At 39.7% G+C, this 21,876-nt stretch carries 10 protein-coding genes; all 10 read left to right on the forward strand.

Going from position 1 to position 21,876, the window contains the following annotated elements; all coding sequences use genetic code 11:
- The coding region (locus ABLA33_RS07635; protein ID WP_347719861.1) for a DHHA1 domain-containing protein at positions 1 to 412 on the forward strand (412 nt) is incomplete at its 5' end.
- A 393-nt stretch (positions 413 to 805) separates the two neighbouring features.
- Positions 806 to 1,696, forward strand: coding sequence for a TIGR01212 family radical SAM protein (locus ABLA33_RS07640; protein ID WP_347719862.1), 891 nt, complete (start codon positions 806 to 808; stop codon positions 1,694 to 1,696).
- A complete protein-coding gene (locus ABLA33_RS07645) occupies positions 1,690 to 2,763 on the forward strand; it encodes a Rid family hydrolase (protein WP_347719863.1) in 1,074 nt (357 codons plus the stop codon). The genes ABLA33_RS07640 and ABLA33_RS07645 overlap by 7 nt, the downstream gene beginning before the upstream one ends.
- 402 nt (positions 2,764 to 3,165) lie before the next feature.
- Entirely contained in the window at positions 3,166 to 6,213 is a 3,048-nt protein-coding gene (locus ABLA33_RS07650; RefSeq protein ID WP_347719864.1) for a hypothetical protein, read from the forward strand.
- Between the two features lie 18 nt (positions 6,214 to 6,231).
- A complete protein-coding gene (locus ABLA33_RS07655) occupies positions 6,232 to 9,645 on the forward strand; it encodes a SusC/RagA family TonB-linked outer membrane protein (RefSeq protein ID WP_347719870.1) in 3,414 nt (1,137 codons plus the stop codon).
- A 19-nt stretch (positions 9,646 to 9,664) separates the two neighbouring features.
- Positions 9,665 to 11,620, forward strand: coding sequence for a RagB/SusD family nutrient uptake outer membrane protein (locus tag ABLA33_RS07660; RefSeq protein ID WP_347719865.1), 1,956 nt, complete (start codon positions 9,665 to 9,667; stop codon positions 11,618 to 11,620).
- Between the two features lie 10 nt (positions 11,621 to 11,630).
- On the forward strand, positions 11,631 to 13,748 hold the full coding sequence (locus ABLA33_RS07665; protein WP_347719866.1) for a fasciclin domain-containing protein: 2,118 nt from the start codon (positions 11,631 to 11,633) through the stop codon (positions 13,746 to 13,748).
- Positions 13,749 to 13,829: 81 nt separating this feature from the next.
- Positions 13,830 to 15,653, forward strand: a complete 1,824-nt coding sequence (locus ABLA33_RS07670; protein WP_347719867.1) for a hypothetical protein — start codon at positions 13,830 to 13,832, stop codon at positions 15,651 to 15,653.
- Between the two features lie 34 nt (positions 15,654 to 15,687).
- A complete protein-coding gene (locus ABLA33_RS07675; protein WP_347719868.1) occupies positions 15,688 to 19,098 on the forward strand; it encodes a SusC/RagA family TonB-linked outer membrane protein in 3,411 nt (1,136 codons plus the stop codon).
- Between the two features lie 91 nt (positions 19,099 to 19,189).
- On the forward strand, positions 19,190 to 21,343 hold the full coding sequence (locus ABLA33_RS07680) for a RagB/SusD family nutrient uptake outer membrane protein (protein WP_347719869.1): 2,154 nt from the start codon (positions 19,190 to 19,192) through the stop codon (positions 21,341 to 21,343).
- Positions 21,344 to 21,876: the final 533 nt, after the last annotated feature.

Below are 21,876 nucleotides of genomic sequence, written 5' to 3' on the forward strand. Positions count from 1 at the left end.
GATATATAGAAATGTTTTCAATACTTATTCTGTAGATCGTTTGCGCTTACAAGGCTATATACTTTATGAGAAATTGAAGTTTTATGCGGATAATAAGGCTAGTATCTTCACTATAACGAGGAATGAAATGAAAGATTTTCATTTCATTCGTGGCGATGCTGAGGGGTTGGTAAATATGCCCCTGCAAGTGAAAGGTATGCGTTTGAGTATCAGCCTTCGAGAAGATACAGAAAAAGATGTTGTTAGGGTTTCGTTGCGCAGTGTTGATGATTTCCCTTGTAATAAAATGGCAGAAGAATTTTTCAATGGTGGAGGTCATCTTAATGCCAGTGGCGGAGAACTCCCTTTTCCCTTGGAAGAAGCTGTGAAGACGACAGAGCGTGCGATAGAAGCTTATAAAGACTTGCTCTGAAAAAAACTGTGTTACAGCGATTTGTAAAGAAGAACGGCTTTTTGGATAGGTACTTATCGGTGTGACAACAAAACTTTAAAATAGACGTTTGTTGTCACACCGTTGTCGCACTAGTAATGCGAACTTTTTCAATACTTTAGCAATTAAGTGTGACGGTGTGACGATGTGACAACAGGAAAATGTTCTTAAGGAGAGCGTTATCTCTCTTCATAATCATCCTTTCTTTATCATCTTCTTAAATACAATAAGTGTGTCAGCTGACATCCTTATTCTGTCAGCTGACATCTTTATTGTATTCTTTTATGCAATAAGGAGATTTACGCCCAAAAGCATCTGCTCCTTTTCAGTTCAAATTTCATTATTCAGCTATTATTTTACTACCTTTGTGCGCCTATGGATAATCCCTCTTTTTCAGAATTCCTGTCTCAATATGTTTCGGGGCCAGTTCAAAAGTTGGCTATCGATGCAGGTTTTACATGTCCTAATCGTGATGGTCGGGTAGGTAGAGGAGGATGTTCTTACTGCAACAATTATAGCTATAGTCCGCAGTACTGTGATCCGCACTTGAGCGTGACAGAACAAATTCAACGAGGGAAAGACTTTTTCTCTCACAAGGCGAAGAGTAATACGCACTACTTGGCTTATTTTCAGTCGTATTCGAACACGTATGCTTCTTTAGAACGTTTGCACCAACTCTATGAAGAGGCATTGAATGTTCAAGATGTTGTAGGCCTTGTGATAGCTACGCGTCCCGACTGTGTGGAGATTGATGTTCTGGATTATCTAGCAGCGTTGAATAAAGAAGCTTTTGTACACATTGAACTAGGTGTAGAAAGTACCTATGACGATGTGTTGAAACGCATCAATAGAGGACATGATTTTGCTTGTGCGCAACGAACTATTAGAGCGATTGCAGAGCGCGGACTGACGATCGGCGTACATCTCATTATGGGACTTCCCACTGTTACGCAAGAGCGTGATGTGGAGCAAGCAGACAGAATAAATGAATTGCCAATTGATGTGCTTAAACTTCATCAGTTGCAAATTCTTCGAGGAACAGTTATGGCGCAAGATTTTATACACCATCAAGCGGACTATTCTTTGATGACAGCAGAGGGATACGCTAAGCTTGTTGCACGATTTTTGAAACGTTTGAAGCCCTCTGTGGCACTTGAACGTTATGTTTCGGAATCGCCAAGCGAACTGCTTATTGCTCCACGTTGGGGCATAAAACCGCAGAAGGTGGAAATGTTGGTAAATAAGTATTTGACAGAGATATGTTAATATTCAAAATTATGGTCCCCAGTCAGCAAGGAGGACTAGACGAGCAGTTGAATAGTCTCAGTGTTCAACTTGTCGATATGCTGAAAAATGAAAAACTTACTCTGACTCAACTATTGGTTACACGTATTTATCTTTCAGATGCAGCTAATCAGTTGGAAGTTCTCCATCAACATCCTCTTTGGCTCCAACTCAAAGCAGGTGCTATTAGCATCATAGAACAGCCTTTGTTGAGTGGTGAGAAAGTAGCTCTACACTGTGTTTTAACAACAGAATTGAATGTAGTAAAAGTAGGTACTCCTGAGCGAATGAAGATCGGTATAGGGGCATTGAAAATATTGTTTCAATCAGTTCGTTTCACTGCGGCTGAAGCAAAAAGTCTCTCCGCAGAAGAACAAACAATTGAAACGTTCCGTAGACATCAACAATTCTTGAAAGAAGAAGGGCTTACACTTGAAGCAAATTGTCATCGCACGTGGTTCTATGTGCGAGATGTGGATAGAAATTATCAAGGTGTGGTTGTGGGGCGTAATAAAGTATTTGCTAAAGAAGGGCTTACAGGAGATACTCATTATATAGCCTCTACAGGTATAGGTGGCTATCCTTCCAATGCAGAATCGATTGTATGTGCTGATTTTTTGTCTGTTGATGGTTTGCAACGCAACGATGTTCGCTATCTTCAGGCACTTAAATACCTCAATCACACTCGTGAATATGGCGTGGCGTTTGAACGCGCTACAAGTTTAGATGCAAATGGGCAAAGATATTTGATGTTGTCAGGTACAGCTAGCATTGATAATCAGGGAAAAGTGCTTTATGAGAGAGATGTTCAAGCACAGACTGAGCGTCTGTTTCTTAATATTGAAAAATTGCTGAACGACGGAGGGGCTTCTTTGTCTAATTTGGAATATGCTATTGTTTATTTGCGTGACATCTCTGATTATCCCGTAGTGGCAGCGTATTTGAAAAAGAGATTGCATCATCTTCCAGTGCTAATTGTTGAGGCTCGTGTATGTCGCCCTGGTTGGTTGATAGAAGTAGAAGGAATTGCTCGTTTAGCACTCTCTTAATTTATAGTTAGTTTCGTCCTTTTCGGATTTATTTTAGAAGCCTCGTTAGATTTTCAATTTTGAGATATTTTAAAGTATTTTTTAAGCACTTGTGTTTCTGCTCATAAATTTTAATTGTTGGAAATGTGAGTGCTTTTAAAATACGTAATCTATTGTTTTTTAGGATGTAATTGTGGATTAGTTATTCTTCTATAGCATTTGTTTTCTATAAATGCTGTGTACCAATCCATCAATACTTAACCATATTTACCTTTGTTAATTGTTAAAAAATATAAACTAATAATTTATTAGTTGCAATACTTGCGTGTCAAATGATAAGAAAAAATTATCTTTGTCCCAACGTATAATTGTGTGTAAACACTGAATTAAATATAACTACAAAATAATCAATTACTTAAAGGTATGAAGGACCGATTTAACCGATTGGGAACTGCAATGCTAGGTGCGTTGTGTTTGCTTTCAACTTGCGGTATTACTTACTCTTGTTCGGATAATTATGATCTGGATGAAAAGAAACCAGCGTTTCTTGGAGCGAGTATATATGATGAGTTGAATAACCGTACCGACAGAACATTTAAGACTACAATTCGTCTGGTGAATGATTTGGGGTATAAGGATGTGCTGTCGAAGACGGGTAGCTTGACGCTCTTTGTGGCCGATGACAAAGCCTATGAACATTTCTTCCAAACCACAACTTGGAAAGATGGCAATGGTAATCCCATTAGAAGCTATGATCAGCTCTCAACAAATCAGAAGCGCGTATTGCTCAACAACTCTATGTTGAATAATGCGTATGTAATGGAGAAGCTCTCCAATACAGAAAATAATGGTAAAAACTTGTGTTTACGCCAAGTCTCTAATGCAACGGCAACTGACACAGTGCCGTATTGGAGATGGTATCAGTTGCCTGAAAATCTTAATCAGCCTGATGCTGATGGTACGGATGTAGGTGATACTAAATACTGGAACTACTACCGTAGAGAAGCTCGCGGTGGTATATATATGGCAGTGGATGCAACTAATCCAATGATGACTCACTTCCTCGAAGGAAATATGAATGAGAAGAAAGTGAAGCATGATGACGTTGCTTTCATCCTGAACCTTCCAAATGGAAGTTGGCCTGAAACGGAGAATCGTAGCTATATCTACAATCGTCGAGTTGTTGAACAAGATGTGACTTGTCTGAATGGTTACTATCACGTTCTCGATTCAGTTCTTGTGACTCCTCCTAATATGGCTGAGGTGATTCGTACAAATGGTGATACGAAGTATTTCAATGCTTTGCTAGATCGTTTTAGTGCGCCATACTTTTCTCGTACATTGACGGATGAATATTCAGCTCTCCATAATATAAATGGTGACTCAATCTTCCAGAAACGTTATATTTCTTCAAACTCTCAAGGTAACGTTGCTATTGCCCTTGATCCAAAAGGAAAGTCGCTGGGAGATTTTCCAAAACTAGGCTTTGATCCAGCTTGGAATACATATGCGATATCTTCTTCTACTAAGAAAGAAAATGATATGGCGGCTATGTTCGTACCAAGTGATAAAGCTATGAAGGAATACTTCCTTAATGGTGGAGGTCGTGTTCTTATCAATCGTTATGGTAAAAAGGCAAACACAGAAGAGAATTTGCTTTTCAATATTCAGCAGATTCCTCTGAGTGTGATCCAAGCACTTGTTAATAACTTGATGAAGGACTCTTATGCAGAGACCGTTCCTAGCAAGTACTTGACCATTATGAATGATGCTCAGGATCAAATGTTCCCAGCAACAACTTATGGAAGTGAAGCTGCTTACAAGAATTTGTTTGAAAAGACTCTTCTTGCTAATAATGGTGTAGTATATATAATGAATACTGTTATTACTCCTGCTGACTATGCAGCTGTAATAGCACCAGCTATCCTTCAATCAAACACGAAGGTGATTCGCTCAGTGTTGCGTGCAGACGAACCATATATTGATGGTACTTCTTATACAAGCGCTCCCTTGAAGCAGTATTTTAGTACTTACTTGAAAGCTATGCAGAGCCGCTTCTCTTTCTTTGTTCCGACAGATGACGGACTTGCAAAGTATGGTTATGTGGATCCTGTATCTATGTCAAGTGGTATTCCTTCCAATCGTCGTTATTGGACTTTCGAGTATGGTGCAACTTCTGCAACGGATAACTCTCCTCGTTTGCCCATCAAAGCTATTGCACGCAAATACAATCCCGACAAGGATAGAGATGCTTCTGTAGACGGTCAAGTTACAGGCCGTTATCAGTCATTGCCCAATGACGTTTTGGATAATTCCTATGCGAATAATGACTATGGTGCAACAAAACGTGAGTTGCTCATTGAAATGGTAAATCAGCATATAGTGGTTCATGAGAACAATGATACTAGAGGTATGAATGCTGGTAATCGTTTCTTCACCTCTCGCAGTGGCGCTCCTATCTATTTGGCTCATGCTGGCGATGCTAATAATAATGGTCGTGGAATGAAGGTAGAAGGTGGTTTGCAGTTGGATCAAAATAGCGATGCTTCTGCAGACAATAACAATGTAAGTACTGTTACGGAAGGTTTTGACATGACTTCTGAAAAGAATGGTTATGGTAATGGTATGACTTACTTGCTCGATCGCCCGATGCAGCCTACAATGAATTCGGTTTTCGCAATTATGCGCGATCATTCAGAATTCAGCCAATTCTATGATCTCTGTAATTTCTTTGACTCAGAACTGCTTCAGAAGGCAGGCTTTAAAGATAGTATTAACGGAAAGGCTAATGAAGCAGCTCTTTGGAACAACGAGCAGAATAAGTATCGTATCTTTGTAGCTGAAGACAATGCTGGTAATCATCCTGCAAATGGAGAAAAACTGGTCCGTTTCTTCAATAACTACCGTTATACTATTTACATTCCTACTAATGCAGCTATTGCTGCAGCTGTTGCTAATGGTCTACCTACTTGGACTTCGATTCAAAATTATCTCGATGCAAATACGGACGCTGCAACTGGTGTAGTAAATTCTGATGCCAAGATTAAGGCACAAGCTATGATTGTATGCCTTGTGAACTTCTTGAAGTATCACTTCCAAGACAATGCTTTCTATGTAGATAATGCCACTAATAGTGGTACGTATCAAACATCTTGTATTGATAACGATAGAAATGTGTATATGTCTATTGGCTTGAAGCAAACGACAAATGCAATTGAATTAAAGGACCTTAATGGTGATACTCGTCATGTTATTGCGCCTTATAATTTGGTTGCCCGTGACATGAACTTTGACAGAGCTCCTTCTAATATGACGCAATCTCGTTATGTGAAGGTTTCTTCTTATGCTGCTATTCATCAGATTGATGGAGTTCTCAATTTTATGAAGTTAAAATCCGGCCGTTATGATAGTGCTTGGACAACATCTGGCAGTGCAAGACGATTTGTTGCAAAATACAGACCATACAAATAATATAGTATTATGAATAACATGAAGTATCTACTGACCCTCGTTCTGTGTTTCTGCTTTTCTATTGCATTTGCACAGACTCGAATCACTGGTCATGTATGGAGTAAAGGGGAAGGTGCGATTGTTATGGCAAACGTAATTGAGAAAGATGCCAATAATCGTAACGTTTCTGCAACGCAGACCGATGCAAATGGTAATTTTTCATTGGCCATTAAGAATCCCAATAACCGACTCCAAGTATCTTATATTGGTTATGTCACTAAAGTGACGACCATTGGTGCACAGCGTTCTTTCCGTATAGAACTTGTGGATAAGAGTACCTTGAAGGAAGCAGTTATAACGAGTACACGTCGTGTGAAGTCGAATGGTTTGACAATTCCTGAACGTGAAATCTCTGTAGCTAAGCAGACACTTAACATGGACGACATGGAAGGTCTTTCTTTTGAGACTGCTGGTGAAGCTTTGCAAGGTCAGATTGCAGGTTTGGACATTGTTGCAAATTCTGGTAACCTTGGTGCTGGTACATCCATGCGTTTGCGTGGTGTATCTTCAATTAACGGTTCTCAAGAACCGCTGATTGTTGTGAATGGTTACATTATGGAGGATTATAACAGGAGCGATCTTGATCTTTCTAATCTTGAAAACCAAGAGCAGTTTGCAACTTTATTACAGGTTAGCCCTGAAGATATCCAAAGTATTAATGTCCTTAAGGATGCTGCAGCAACAGCTATCTGGGGCTCTCGTGGTTCTAATGGTGTAATTGAAATTGTAACTCGTCGTGGTGCTCGCGGTAAAACCAAGGTAAATGTTGGTTATCGTTTCAATGGCTCATGGCAACCTGAAGGCATGAAGATGCTCAATGGTGATGGCTACACGATGATGTTGAAGGAGGCTTACTTCAACCCAACTCAGAGCGACAATGCTTCTGGTATTGCTGAAATTATGTATCTCCAGAACTATCCAGCTTATTATGGTAATTATAATAAGAATACTGATTGGTTCAAGGAAGTAACACAATTCGGTCAGTCTCATAGTGTTGACCTCGCTGTTGCAGGTGGTGGTGAAAAAGCAACCTTCCGTATTTCTGGTTCTTATGTTCACGAAACAGGTACCATTATTAAGCAAGCTTTGGATCGTTTCACAACGCGTCTGGCTTTGGACTATTGGGTAAGTGATCGTATCAAGTTTACTTCTGATTTTGGTCTTACATATACAAAGAATGATAAGAACTACGACGATAATCTACTGAACTATGCATATCAGGCAATGCCTAATATGACAGTTTATCGTAATGAATATCGTGAAACTGCTGATGGAGTAGGTGAGTATTACAATACAGGTGAATACTTCATTATGCCTCCTGCTGCAGGTGCTGCAGGTTTAGTCGGTGCTAATAGTAACCGTTCTTCTTACTATCTTGCTGATATGGTGAGAAATGGTAATCCTGTTGCAATTGCAAATCAAGCTTGGCGTAGATGGTCTACTTACACCATTACCCCACAATTCTCTTTGGAATACAAGCTCTTAGGTAAGGCTGATGATGAAACTCAGTTGAATTATACGGGTGAAGTGTATATGAATGCTTATACTGAAACTCGTGATGCATATTATCCTCACAGTCTTACGTCTCGTGCATGGTCTGATGGTGTTGACTTGACTTCTAATTCTGATTTCAAGAATCTTCAGTTCACGACTCGTCATTCTTTTGTATTCAAACCCTATTTTTACAATAACAACCACTCTCTTCAAATTCTTGCACGCTTCGAGGTAGGTTCAAGTAATAGTACTCACCAAAATTCTAGTAATTCTGGTATCAATGGTGGTATTACTGATGCAACTGTTCCTGGTTATCTAACAGGTAGTAGTACTTCGACTGGTAAAGGTCACACTATGAGTGGTATCAGCTCTATCCACTATTCTTACGGTTCTAAGTATTCTGTCGATGTTACGTTGCGTGCAGATGGTAGCACCCGTTTTGGTTCTGGCAGTAAGTGGGGATTCTTCCCTGGTGTATCAGGTCGTTGGAATATTAGTGATGAGAAATTCTTTCAACCGGTTAAAAAGGTTGTAAGTATGTTGGCCTTCCGTCCAGGTTGGGGTATTACTGGTAATGCTCCAGGTTCTGAGGGACTAATCTTTAATAAGTATTCAGCAGCAGGTGTTTATAATGGTGTAACAGCTATCGTTCCTTCTAATCTTCGCCTCACTGAGTTGAAGTGGGAGAAGACAAAGTCTTGGAACTTAGGTTTCAACTTAAATTTATTAGAAGACCTTTTGCAGTTTGATTTGAATATATATAATAAGAGAACGACTGATTTGCTTAATAGCGGTGTAAGTGTTCCTTCCTCAACAGGTTATGCTCGTTTGGATTATGCTAATGTAGGTTCAATGAAAAATGAAGGTTGGGAACTTTATCTCACTACACGTCCAATCTTTAAGGTTGGAAAGTTTAGTGCAAAACTTCGTTTCAATATTGCTCAGAACATAAATACTATCACCCAAATGGATGCTTCCGTTTTGGCAAGTAATAACACAGAGGTGAATTATGAGAATGAGCAAGTATTACGCCGTGTTCAGATTGGTAATGCTTTAGGTGGTATTTATGGTTATCGCTACAAGGGTATCTATGCATACGACTATGCGCATAATGGTTATTTCTTGAATGATGATAAGAACCAATACTTCTATAGTGGAAATACTCCTAATAATCCTGATGGAACAAATCGTAATACAGCGAAGAATTCGGGTAAGACGGCTCCTATTGCCCGTGATGCTCAAGGTAATGTGATTTACGATAAGAATGGTAATCCGCTACCGATGATGTACAACTATGGAGGTATTAACTATCAATTCCAGGGTGGTGATGTAATTTATGATGATATTAACCATGATGGTGAAATCAACCAATTAGATATTGTATACCTTGGCGGTTCTAACCCGAAAGTAAATGGTGGTTTTGGTATCGACTTAACTTATGGTAACTGGCAGTTAAAGACTAACTTCAACTTCCGTATAGGTAATAAGATTCTAAACCTTGCACGTATGTACGCCGAAGATATGCGTACAAACCGCAATCAAAGTGCATCTGTGAACCATCGTTGGAGAAAGAATGGTCAAGTAACTCAGATTCCACGCGCGATGAATGCATCTATCGGTGTATCTTATAATGCATTGATTAGCGATCGCTATGTTGAACCTGGTGACTTCCTTCGTTTCCAGTACTTCCAGCTTTCTTATTCAGTTCCTGCTAAGCAGTTGAAGAAGTATGGCTTGAGTTCGCTTCGTTTTGCTTTCTCTGGAAACAATTTATTGTTCTGGACGAAATATTCAGGTGTAGATCCTGAACATTCGGCTTATGGATTTAGTCCATGTACCGATAGTTCACAAACTCCGCGTTCTCGCTCCTTTACCTTTAGTTTGAACTTTGGTTTCTAATTGGAAGAAGACAATGAAAATGAATAAAATATATGTCAAGTTACTCTCTTTAGCAGGTATTCTCTGCTTTGGTGGAGTATTGCAATCATGTGACGATTACTTGACCGTCTATCCGACAGACCAGATTACAGAAGAAAAATTCTGGGAGGATAAGAACGACCTTAATAATGTCCGTGCAGGTGCTTATACGATTCTCAATCGTACCACTCCAAGTGTTATGCTGTGGGGAGAACTTCGCTCAGATAACTTTAAGTTAATGAAGTTGGACAATACATCGCTGCTTCATTTACAAGAAGGTGTTCTCATGCCTTCAGAGAATATGTTCTCTTGGTCTACTTTCTATACTGGTATTAATTATTGTAACCTTGTTCTCTCTAGAGGACAGCAAATGGTTAATAAAGGTGTAGACCCTAGTCTTGGGACAGGTGAATGGCGTCCTATTAAAGCGGAAATGGAAGCACTCCGTGCCTTGTATTATTTCTACCTGATTCGTGCATTCCGTGATGTACCTTATGTTTCGGAACCAGTGTCAACAGATAAGCAAGCTATGGCAGCGCGTATCCCTGCAACTCCCGGAGTTGCTATTCTTGGCGATCTTATAGACTCTTTAGAGGTCGTAAAAGATTATGCAGCTGATAACTTTGGTTCCGAAAACGATAATAAAGGGCGTTTCACGAAGCGTGGTATCCGTGCCTTACTTGCAGATATGTACCTTTGGCGTGGATGTCTTCTCAAAAATTATACGAAGAAACCAACGAATACTCCCTATGGACACATCATTAATATTTCTGATGTGACAACGGACTCTATTGTTGGGAAAGATACTCTTAAAGTTTCACGTACGGCAAAAGGTAAGGTTATAAATGATGCTTATACTAACGCTTTAGCGCAGGAATGCTTTAATAAGGCTATCCAGCATTGTGATGCCGTACTGGATTATATGAAAGCAAAATATCAGGAAAATTTGCTGAAGAATACTTCTGCTTCTACAATTGAGAAAACTCAGCCTTATCCTTTGATTCGTATTGTCGAAGTAACGGGCGGTACTCCCGATGTTGCTTACAATAGTATCTTTGGTGATAAGAATTCCTCTGAGAGTATCTTTGAAGTGCAGTTTGATGGTGTAAACAATGTTAATGGTGCTTATGGCAGATATTTAAGTAACTATACATCTTCAGGTGTTTCTACTTCTGCTTTTGTTGTCAATTCTTTGTTCGCAAATGTCAATAGTAATGAGTCTGCAAAAGGTTTTGGACGTACGGACTTCCGCATGCTTGAGACTATGCAAATAAGTCAAGTTACATCCTTCTCTGCTAATGCTGTTTATCCGTATATCAAAAACCTTGCAAGTTCTGTTTCTGCAAATAATTGGCAAGAGATGGGTAAAGGTGGAAACTATACATTCCGCACCTCTTCAACTTCTGATGCCAATTGGCCAGTTTATCGTCTTTCAGATATTATGTTGATGAAGGCAGAGGCTATTGCCCGCAAACATGCAGAATCAGATAAGGCTGCGACAGCTTCTGGTATTGTTAATGCAGATATTTGCGAAGGATTTGATATGGTAAATGCTCTCTTCGGTAGATACAATCCAGGTCTGAAACCTGCTACAGCAACGGAACAGAGTGAGTATAAGAGTACTCGTCTCAATACCGACCGCACGAATCTCAATATCTATTATGGTAAAGATAAGACAGCAGCTAATTTGCTGACTTTAGTTTATCAGGAGCGTCAACGAGAATTTGTTGGGGAAGGTAAATTCTGGTTTGATATTGTGCGTCAGGCTGAAGCTACTAACGATCCGACTAAATCTCTATCGGATAATATGTCTCTCTCTACTTCTCTCAAGAACCGTTTGAAATTGCTTTATTCTCTCTATAATCCTGTGTTCTCTGATGAAATGAAAGTCAATGGAGTTCCTGCAGGTGGTAAACTGAATCAGAATCCAGTTTGGGACAGATATAGCAAGAAATAATATTGGAAATATGAAAAAGAATATTGTAATATCTAGAATCAAAGGATTTTGCAGCTTCTTGTTGCTGTGTACCTTTGCCTTTTCCCTGCAATCTTGCAAGGAAGACATTGATGATTCAAACTTTGCAATAGCTAAGGATAAGACTGTTACGGATTATTTAGTAGCTTCTGACTCTCTGTCAGATATCAAAGCTATCTTTGATCGAGTAAAACTTGGTAGATCTGACAATGCTTCTTCTTTGTCAGCAGTGTTATCAGCTCGTGGTAATTATACAGTTTTTGCTCCGACAAATTCAGCTGTTAAAAAGTATGTTTCATCTCTCACTGGCTCAACTGATGTTAGTTCTCTAACTTACGAACAAGCCCAGCTAATCGCGTTCAACTGCGTGATTGACAATGGAACAGAAGGTGCTTACGAAACACCAGATTTCCCAACTTCTGGTACGTTTACTTTGTCCAATCTTAATGACCGTTTACTTTCTTGTCATCAAGATTCTACTCAAAATAACAGTCCGTATGTTATCAATGGTACATCTACTGTTATTAAAGAGAATCAGAAAGTTTCAAATGGTATCGTACACCTCGTAAATTGCGTGATATCTCCGTCAGCAAATACTGTGGCTGAGATGATTCAGCAAGCACCGAATATGAAGATTATGGGTCGTCTTCTTGAGGAGACAGGTCTAGCAGATTCTTTGGCTGTTGATCGTGATCTTGCTTATGAGAATATTGAGCATGAAGAGAAAGAACCTCGAACTACATTCGCTGTTTATCGTGACCTCTTAATTCCACAAAAGCGTTATTTAGGCTTTACTGGATTTGTTGAAACAGATGATGTTTATGCGCGTGAGTGGGGCATCAATGTTACTACTAATTCCGAGGGAACTATTACAAACTGGGATCAAGTAAAACAAGCTATTCTTGCTAAACTAGAACCCGTTTATGGATCAAGCCATGTCAATGATTTGAAAAATCCTGAAAATCCAGTTAATCGCTTTGTTGCTTATCACTTTATTGAAGGTCGTATACCTTATAATAAATTGGTAGTACACTTGAGTGAATATGGCTATAAGTATGGTGCAGATATGAAAAATCCTCAGCGTCTGACTTATTCTGTTGATGTATGGGATTACTATCGTACCGTAGGTAAATACCATGATATCTTGAAAGTGACTCAGGTTCCTACAGGAGAACATGAAATATATTTGAATCGTGTTTCTAAATATAACGATGGTTTTGATGGCGACTATTCTGAGGTTTCCACGATTGCTCACGCACCAGGTGTAGGTCTTAATGTGAAGATTTCAGCAACTAATGGTCAGTACGATAACAATGCGCTTAATGGCTTTTATTATCCTATTGATGGCATTTTATTAAAGACAACAGAAGTTGCTGATGCTCTGGGTGGAGAACGTATGCGTATGGATTTGTCAACTATCTTGAGCGAAATGTTGTCTAATTCTATTCGTGGTGCTGATTATCACTTCTTCCCGAAGGGTTACTTTTCTGCAATTACAAACGAATCTTCTGGTACAAAATTCGCCTATATTAATGCTGCTTGGGCAGGAGGAACGAATTGGACAGACTATCAAGGCGATGAATTTATGGCAGCAGGTCTTTTCGACTTTACTCTGCGTCTCCCGCCAGTTCCAAAGTCTGGTACTTACGAAATCCGTCTTGGTATTTCCCAGAACTCATTGCGTGGTATGGCTCAGCCTTATTTTGGTGAGGACCCTTATCGCTTGCAACCGACAGGATTACCTCTAGACCTCCGTCAGCCTGTTGATAACAACTCTAATCCTCAATTGAATTGGCAAGATGATGTGCCAGACGTTGAAACCAATATCGAAAACGATAAGAACCTGCGTATCCAAGGCTATATGAAAGCCCCTCTATACTTTGGTGCAAGCGATGGTACTGGTACATCTAAGGCTCGTTCTCTTCCCAATGGTAAGGGGAGTCCCGTTGTACGCCGTATCATTGGTATCCAATATATGGAAGCAGGCAAGACCTACTATATACGTTTTAAATCAGCACTCAAAAAGTTGGACTCTCAGTTCTTCTTGGACTACATAGAGTATTGTCCCTCTAATGTATATAATGGTTCTGCTGCAGAGAATCCATGGTAAAAATATGAAAGTGGTTAGTCTCTGTTCCTTTGGAGACTGCCCACTTTTCATTCCAATAACCGATTGAAAACAGAAAAGAATATGAAATATATAAATTTTGCTCGTTATGGCTTTATGGGGGCACTTGTTCTTTTAGGAACAACTGCTTGCTCCGACGACCATTATGATGTAAAAAGTGGCGCTGCTTCTTCCAAAACTCTTTGGGAAAACATACAAAGCAATGGTGCTACAGACTCTCTCGCGATGATTATGAGTCGTACGTATGTGATGAAGAATGCTAACGACAAGAGTGGAAAGCAAACTCTGGGTGAGCTTCTTAATCAGGCTCAGACGTTCACTGTTTGGGCACCTAAAGATGGTACGTACAATGCATCTTATTATTTGAAATTACTTGATAAGCGTGATCAATTGTTGGCACAGTCTTCTGACCCGACATCACAGTCTAATCGAGAAGCTTGGCAAATCAACTATGATGTTGCCAATCAATTTGTTCTGAACCATATTGCACGTTTTAGCAACGAATCCAATGTTGGTACACAAAAAGTACGTCTGCTGAATGCTAAGGTTAGTGTCTACGAGGTTTCTCATAATCTGTTTAATTCCGTAGCTGTTGATGCTTCTGCAGGTAATATTGTGTCAGCAAATGGTTCTTTGCATTTGCTAAATGGCCGTTCTCCTTTTGCCTATAATATATATGATTATCTTGCTGCAAACCCTAATTTTTCAAAGGTTTGGGCAGCGTTGAAAGATCCAAAAGTAGACAAGGAAACTTTCTCTGAATCTGGTAGTACTCAAGGTGCGATGAATGAAAATGGCCAGATGGTATATGTTGATTCAGTATACCACCAGACTAACAAGATATTAGATGCTTGTGGTGCAAGAGTAAAGAATGAAGACTCACTCTACATTGCAGTTCTTCCTTCTGATGCTGCCTTTGAGACAGCATTAAATTCTGTCAGCTCTTTGTTCAAGTACGGTAGTAGTTATGCCTATGATTGGTCAAGTGAGCGTCGTGTTTTTGATAAGACAGATAATAACGCACTCCGTGTGAACGCTGACTCTCTGCAATCTTATAGTGCAAAAGATATGCTTATTAGTAGCGCTTTCTTCAGTACTAGCCAATTCCCTGTTGCAAATCAGACAGATTCAGCTCAGGTGAATTATTACGCTACTCATGCAGATTCTATTAAGTCTACAAATAATGTGACTTATTATAATTCCAATCCAGGTGGTGTCAATCCTATCTTTAATGGACAGTCTCCATATAAAGCTTCAAATGGTTACATATACGCAGTCAATAGCTATAATGTAAATCCTGCTTATTCAATTGTTTCTAAGAACGAAATTAAATTGCAGTATGGTTTCTTTATTGCTACAACTCAAAATGACTTAACCGCTCTGACTACTCGTCAAGGAACACTTGTTGAATTGACTCCCGCTAATCGTAACGAAAATGTGAAGGGTAGTGTTGAGAACAATATGTATCGTCGCTTTGAAGCATCAAACGGTAACATGACTGTCGATATCATCTTGAATAATATTTATAGTACAAAGTATAAAATCAGTGCTATTATGCTTCCGAACCGTACGAATATCGCTAATATCCAGTACGATCGTACGACAGGGCAAGAAATTGAGGAAACTACAACGTTTGATTGTGATATCATTGACGACGTAACCAATCGTTCCATAGGTAGTGCAAGAAACATTACAATTTCCAACGATTCAATTCAGAGTTATGTTCTCTTTGATTCATTTGAGTTCCCGAAGTGCTATGTAAATCTGCCTGCTGGTTATGTTTCTTTCCCACGTCTGCGTTTCACGCTCTCCCGTAGAAATCAGACTCGTGGTAAAACGAAATCCCTGAACATCAGCAAAGTGATTCTTGAGCCCGTTCGCGACTAGTAATTCTTGTTAACATACAAAAAGTAAGTCTAAGATGAATAATATAAAACGAACTAACATGATGCAGGGAGTTATTCGTGCAGGTGTATGCCTTTTTATGCTGTCTGGTACATGCGTGCTGTCAGCTCAAGAGGCAGACACTACCGCAGTTGCGGTTCAGACAAAGGTCGCTCCAGCCAAGGCTAAGATAGTGGCACCGAAGTATGAAATGAAACAAGTTTCTGGCCATATTTTCGATGCGGCAACAAAAAAGCCTTTAGCCGGTGTTCGTGTACAAGCTTTGAGTAATCGCTTCTACACTACGATGACTGATGAAAATGGTGCTTATACTATTTCTGTCCCTACATTCGTAACTGCTTTGTACATCAATCTGGATGGTTACAATGCAGTACAATTGGGTATCAAAGGTTCTGAAAAGCAAGATGCAGTTTTGTATAATGGTATCGTAAAACCTCTTTATAAAGATGGTACCGATATTTTCAATACTGCTAGCATGGGCCTTGATAATTCAAGTGCAACTACGATTGAGAATGATATTGAGAATCATCTGAATGGAAGTGTTCGTGCAATTAACCGTGGTGGAATGCCTGCACAAGGCGCTTTCTTGCTGATGAATGGTTTGAATTCTTTGAATGCAAATACGCAACCACTTGTCGTTATTGATGGTGTAGTGCAAGATATGCAGTACAATCGTACGACTCTTCATGATGGTTTTGTTAATAATCTTTTCAATATTATAGATCCTGAGGATATTGAAAATGTTGAAACTATCAAGAATGGCGTAGCTCTTTATGGTTCGCGCGGTGCGAATGGTGTCATTAAGATCACCACACGTCGTGGCCGTAGTATGGTTACCCGCATTAAGATTCGTGCTTATGGTGGTTTTGAAACGATACACAATAAGATTCCTGTGATGAACGGTAATCAGTATCGCAGCTACATTTCTGAATTCTTGGGTACAACTGAGTATGCAAAGAGCCTCTCTTCTAGCCAGAATATTCCATTCTTGAATGAAGATCCTAACTATTTGTTCTATCCGATGTATCATAACAATACGGATTGGCAGTCGGATCTTTATAGTACAGCATTTACTCAAAACTATAAGGTTGGTGTAGAAGGCGGTGATGACATTGCAATGTATAACCTGTCTCTAGGTTTCACTCAGAGTAATGCTACTGCAAAGAAAAATGACTTTAATCGTTTGAACATTCGCTTCAATACAGATGTTACGCTGACAAAGAATCTTACCTCATCTATTGATATAGGTTATGCACGTAATGCATATAACCTACGTGATAATGGTTGGGCAGAGGATTATTCTAGACGCCATATTTCATCTCCGAATGTTCTTGGCCTTATCCAGTCTCCATTCATTAGTCCCTATGCTTATTTTGTAGGCTATAAGAATGGTGGTCTGTATCTTGGTCATACAGATAAGGTTTATGCTGGTAAAAATTATAACGATACAAATAATCCTTTCTCTTTTGCTAAAGATTATGGATTTGCAGGACTCGTTAATCCTTATTGGACTTTGCTTAATGGTGAAGGAAATAATAAGAATTATCAGGAACAAACTCAGTTTAATCTAAACATTGCTCCCAAATACCAAATCAATAAATACCTCACTATTCAGAATCGCTTCAGCTACATTTTGAACCGTTCAAATGAGAAGTACTATCTGCCTTATAATGGTACTCCCACTATGGAGGTTGAAGGTTTGGGCGATGTTTATAGCATTGTGCGTTCACAGTTTGGTAAGGAAACAACTTTGTTCAATGACTTCCAAGTGAATTGGACTCGTCAGTTTGGGGCACACGCTGTAGATGTCTTAGGCGGATTCCGCTACTCTGCATATTCTTATAGTGATAGCCATGTTTCTGGTTATAACAACGACAATGATAAGATGCCTAATATGTCTTATTCATTGCAGTATAAAGACTATGGTGGCACAAACGACACTTGGAATAATTTGAGCTATTATGTAAATGGTAGTTACAATTATCGTAATCGCTATTTCCTGAATGCTATTGTAGCAATGGATGCCTCTTCTCGTTTCGGTAAAGAGGCTAAGGGTGGTCTTAAGTTAGCTGGTGTTCGTTGGGGCTTCTTCCCTTCACTCCAGGCTGGTTGGGTTGTATCTAATGAAGATTGGTTCAATGTAAAAGCCATAAACTATCTGAAATTAACAGCTGGCTATGAAGAAAGTGGTAACGACGATGTTGATTACTATGCAAGTCGTACCTATTTTGCTAACCGCAAGTTCTTGGATCGTGCTACAGCTCTTGTTCTCGCCAATATCGAGAATCCTACCATTCAGTGGGAAACAACTCGTAAGTTCAATATTGGTTTGAATACTAATATGTTCGACAATAGATTATCTTTAGGCCTCAACTGGTTCTACGCTAAGACATCTAATCTCTTGGCACAGAAATCTGTTAGTGACATTACTGGTCTTCGAACAATGTGGGCTAACGATGGCGCTTTGAAGAATACAGGAGTTGAGTTCAATGTTAATACTGTTCTCGTTAATCATAACGATTGGCGTTGGCAAGCAGGCTTTACCATAGGTCATTATAAGAATGAATTGACCAAGTTGCCAACTTCAGACTTGAACTATATCACATCTTATCCTCTTGATGCAAATGGTAAGCGCATTGAAGAATCTGCTCAAGTTCTCCATGGTGTGTTATCTAATGTTTATGGTAACAAGAATATTCTTTCAGCTGTAGGCCGTTCTGTTGGTGTCTTCTATGGATATAAAACAGCAGGTGTCTTTAGTACTGATGCCCAAGCAGCTCAAGCAGGTAAGTATGGATATCTCCGTTATCCGACCGGCATAGCATCTAGTCCTTATCGCAATTTCAAAGCTGGTGATGTACATTTCGTAGACCAGAATGGCGACGGTTGGATCAATGAAGCTGATATGGTTGAAATTGGTAATCCCAATCCAACGATTTATGGTAACCTCTATACCACGTTGTCTTGGAAGGGACTTACGCTGGATCTTATCTTCAAGTATTCTCTGGGTAATGATGTCTTCAACTACCAGCGTTCTCAGCTTGAAGCCCAAAACAATATTTGGAATCAGACTACAGCCGTTGTTAATCGCTGGCGTTACGAAGGTCAAGTAACAGACGTTCCTCGTCCTATGGCTTCCACCAATGAAGAGTGGGTAGACAATGAGCGTTTCTCTGATCGCTGGATTGAAGATGGTTCTTTCTTGAAGCTAAAAAAACTTCGCCTTACTTACAAATTACCGTTGAATCTGAGCTGGCTGCAAGGACTCTCTGTTTGGGGTGAAGTGAACAATGTATTCACGGTTACAAAATATCTTGGCTCTGACCCAGAGATTTCTGTTGGCAATGGCGTCCTTTATCAGGGCGTTGATGCAGGATATCTCCCTTCAAGTCGTAGCTTTAATTTCGGCGTAACTATCAACTTGTAATGTATAAAGATTAGTCAATTTGTGGAGAATGTGTAGAGTCTTACTCTATCATTCTCACACAGATTGCCAGTCAACTACAAATATCACAACAATGAAAGCAAAATCTATTTTAGGTCTTTTCGCCTTACTTTTGGGACTGGGTGCAACAACGACGTCCTGCGAAGATATGCTGACCCCTGATTTGAATCGTTATGCCGAGAACTTTAACGGCAAAGATACGGTGAACTTCTATCTCGGTATTCTCGCAAACGTTCAGGATGTTGTAGAGCAAAACACTTTGCTCGGTGAGCTTCGTGGCGATTTGGCAGATACAACGATGTTTACTTCTGACTCTATTGCAGACATTGCTAATTTCAAGCGTTCTGCTGATGGAGAAAATGCGTTGTTAAACCGTTCAGCTTATTATAAAGTTATCAACCAATGTAATTTCTATCTTTCGAAAGTAGATACCCTGGCGTCTAAGAATAGCATCTATTATATGCGTAAAGAAGCAGCTCAGGTTATGCTGATTCGTGCTTGGACTTACATGCAGTTGGTACAGAATTATGGCCGTGTTCCTTATATCACGAAGCCTGTTCATAGTGCCAATACTGGTTGGGAAAAGAATCCTGAAGCTTGGGCAACCCCCGACAATCTTCTAGATCTTGTTAAGTCAGACTTAGAACAAGCCTTGGCTTATGAAAAAATGTATGGTCTTCCCAATTATGGTTCTTTTAATACTGGTGCAGGTAATATCCAGCATGCCAATATGTTGTTCCATGGTGACCTCGTTTTAGGCGACCTCTATCTCCTTCGTGGTGCAAGTAAGTCAGATTTTTCTAAGGCTGCAAAATATTACTATGATTATCTGAAGAATGCTGGAGCACTTGTTTCCACCTCTTACAGAGCATCTGTTGTAAAGTCTCGTACGGGAAATACTGAAACCTATATTCCCCGTAGTTCAAGTTGGGCCAATCTGTATTGGGAATCAAGTAATTTATCTAAGCGTTCTATCACTGAAATTCCTTCCGCAGCCAATACTGCTTTTGGTACGACTCTGACGCGCATTCCATCCATCTATGGCTTTGATATCCACTCTTCTAATGCCACTACAACGAATGAGAGCTCTTCCAGCTCCTCTTCTTCCTCGACTTCAACTACGACGACTAGTGGTCAGATTTCTCTGAAAGCTAATTATAAGCATCGTCAGATTGGTCCTTCTCAGCGTTTTAATGCTCTCAACAAAAATCTAGGCTATGTTTTCTATGAAGAGACAGCAGATGTGATTACAGATGTTAAACATCTCGATAATGGTGATGCTCGCTATTATGGAACAGCACCAGAAGTGACTACTGAAGCTGGTCGCATACGTTTCATTCAGAAGTTTGGTGGTAGTTCTTCTGAGAATCCATGGCCTACAAGCTTCGCTTTCCGCTATGTGATTGATCTCTATCGTACTAATCAAGTATATCTTCGCCTGGCTGAAGCTCTCAACCGTAGTGGCTATCCTCACTTGGCTTTCTCAATTCTTCGCGGTGGTTTGAATGGTCAGCGCATTCCTGGTCTCAAAGCTGACACTGTCTATAATGATACGAAGCATACTAAATATATAACTTCTGTTATTGATAGTACAACTGTTGAACACGACATGATTGGTATTGATGCTGACGAACTTGTTCGTTTCCATGCTGATGCAGACTTTGCAGATTTCAATCTGTCAGAACCTCCATTCACAAAGAATATTGGTATAAACGAATTGGGCGGTGGCTTGTACAAAGAACAGGATAAGCAGAACACTTATTTTGTGCTCGTGGCTCAACGTATCCTTGATGAAGCAAATCGTATGAACAATATGTCAGCAGGTGTTCGTTCCCATGCTCGTAAGTTGCTCTCTACGTTAGCTCCTACAGGTCCAACACAGCTTGATACATTGCGTTGGAGTTATTCAGAAGTAGCAGCTCCAAGTGTTTCTGAAGCTAATCCCTTGGAGATTGATGCTGTTGAAGACCTTATTTCTGATGAGTGTGCACGTGAGTTAGGTTTCGAAGGTTATCGTTTTGCCGACCTCTGCCGTTTCGCTCGTCATAAGAACAGTGATACATCTGGCAGCTTCCCCGCAACTCATGGCACAAGCTGGATGGCATGGCAAATTGCCCGTCGCAGTACGAACCTCAAACTCTATGAACAGCCCAATGTTTACAATGCTACGTTGTATAATACGCTGATGACACAGAGTAACTGGTATTTGAGAAATCCACACGAATAAGATTCTCTTTCGATCCATAATTTTGAAGAGCGTATCTCATATGAGGTACGCTCTTCTTATCTTTTGTCACTTCATCCTTCTCTTATGGATATCTAAAAGGTAGAAGGTGTCAAAGAATATCGCAGTCTATGACGCTGAGAATCGCTTGAAAATCAGCTAATGAATACATGCACTAAAATAACGTATTCTTGAGCTTCTTAAAAATCGCTCTATTCCTGTTTTTTTCTTAGGGGAATGTAAAATACAATAAGACCCCAATTCGGGATAAGCAGTTCTTCTTTTTCCTCAAAAAAGTTTCAATAGAAGCCTAAAAAGAGGATTGTTTTTTGTATATTTACTGTTGAAAATCAATCATATAACAAAATAACAATCCTCATGAAACTTGTCAGCAAAGTTACGGAAATCTATTGTATTGCAGATGATTTTTGCAAAGAATATCATTTAGAATTAAACAAAACCTCTCTTTCTCCCTCATCCTCCTCTACCGATAGTCCAAAACACCGCAAGAGAAAAGGGCGAATGAGTGATGCTGA

Source organism: uncultured Alloprevotella sp., assembly GCF_963536905.1.
In the GTDB taxonomy this organism is placed as follows: Bacteria; Bacteroidota; Bacteroidia; order Bacteroidales; family Bacteroidaceae; genus Alloprevotella.

What these genes read in the sequence shown, in the direction of transcription:
- ABLA33_RS07675 (WP_347719868.1), top strand. Translation starts at nt 15,688, where the DNA reads ATGAATAATATAAAACGAACTAACATGATGCAGGGAGTTATTCGTGCA.
- ABLA33_RS07650 (WP_347719864.1), top strand. Translation starts at nt 3,166, where the DNA reads ATGAAGGACCGATTTAACCGATTGGGAACTGCAATGCTAGGTGCGTTG.
- ABLA33_RS07670 (WP_347719867.1), top strand. Translation starts at nt 13,830, where the DNA reads ATGAAATATATAAATTTTGCTCGTTATGGCTTTATGGGGGCACTTGTT.
- ABLA33_RS07665 (WP_347719866.1), top strand. Translation starts at nt 11,631, where the DNA reads ATGAAAAAGAATATTGTAATATCTAGAATCAAAGGATTTTGCAGCTTC.
- ABLA33_RS07645 (WP_347719863.1), top strand. Translation starts at nt 1,690, where the DNA reads ATGTTAATATTCAAAATTATGGTCCCCAGTCAGCAAGGAGGACTAGAC.
- ABLA33_RS07640 (WP_347719862.1), top strand. Translation starts at nt 806, where the DNA reads ATGGATAATCCCTCTTTTTCAGAATTCCTGTCTCAATATGTTTCGGGG.
- ABLA33_RS07655 (WP_347719870.1), top strand. Translation starts at nt 6,232, where the DNA reads ATGAAGTATCTACTGACCCTCGTTCTGTGTTTCTGCTTTTCTATTGCA.
- ABLA33_RS07660 (WP_347719865.1), top strand. Translation starts at nt 9,665, where the DNA reads ATGAATAAAATATATGTCAAGTTACTCTCTTTAGCAGGTATTCTCTGC.
- ABLA33_RS07680 (WP_347719869.1), top strand. Translation starts at nt 19,190, where the DNA reads ATGAAAGCAAAATCTATTTTAGGTCTTTTCGCCTTACTTTTGGGACTG.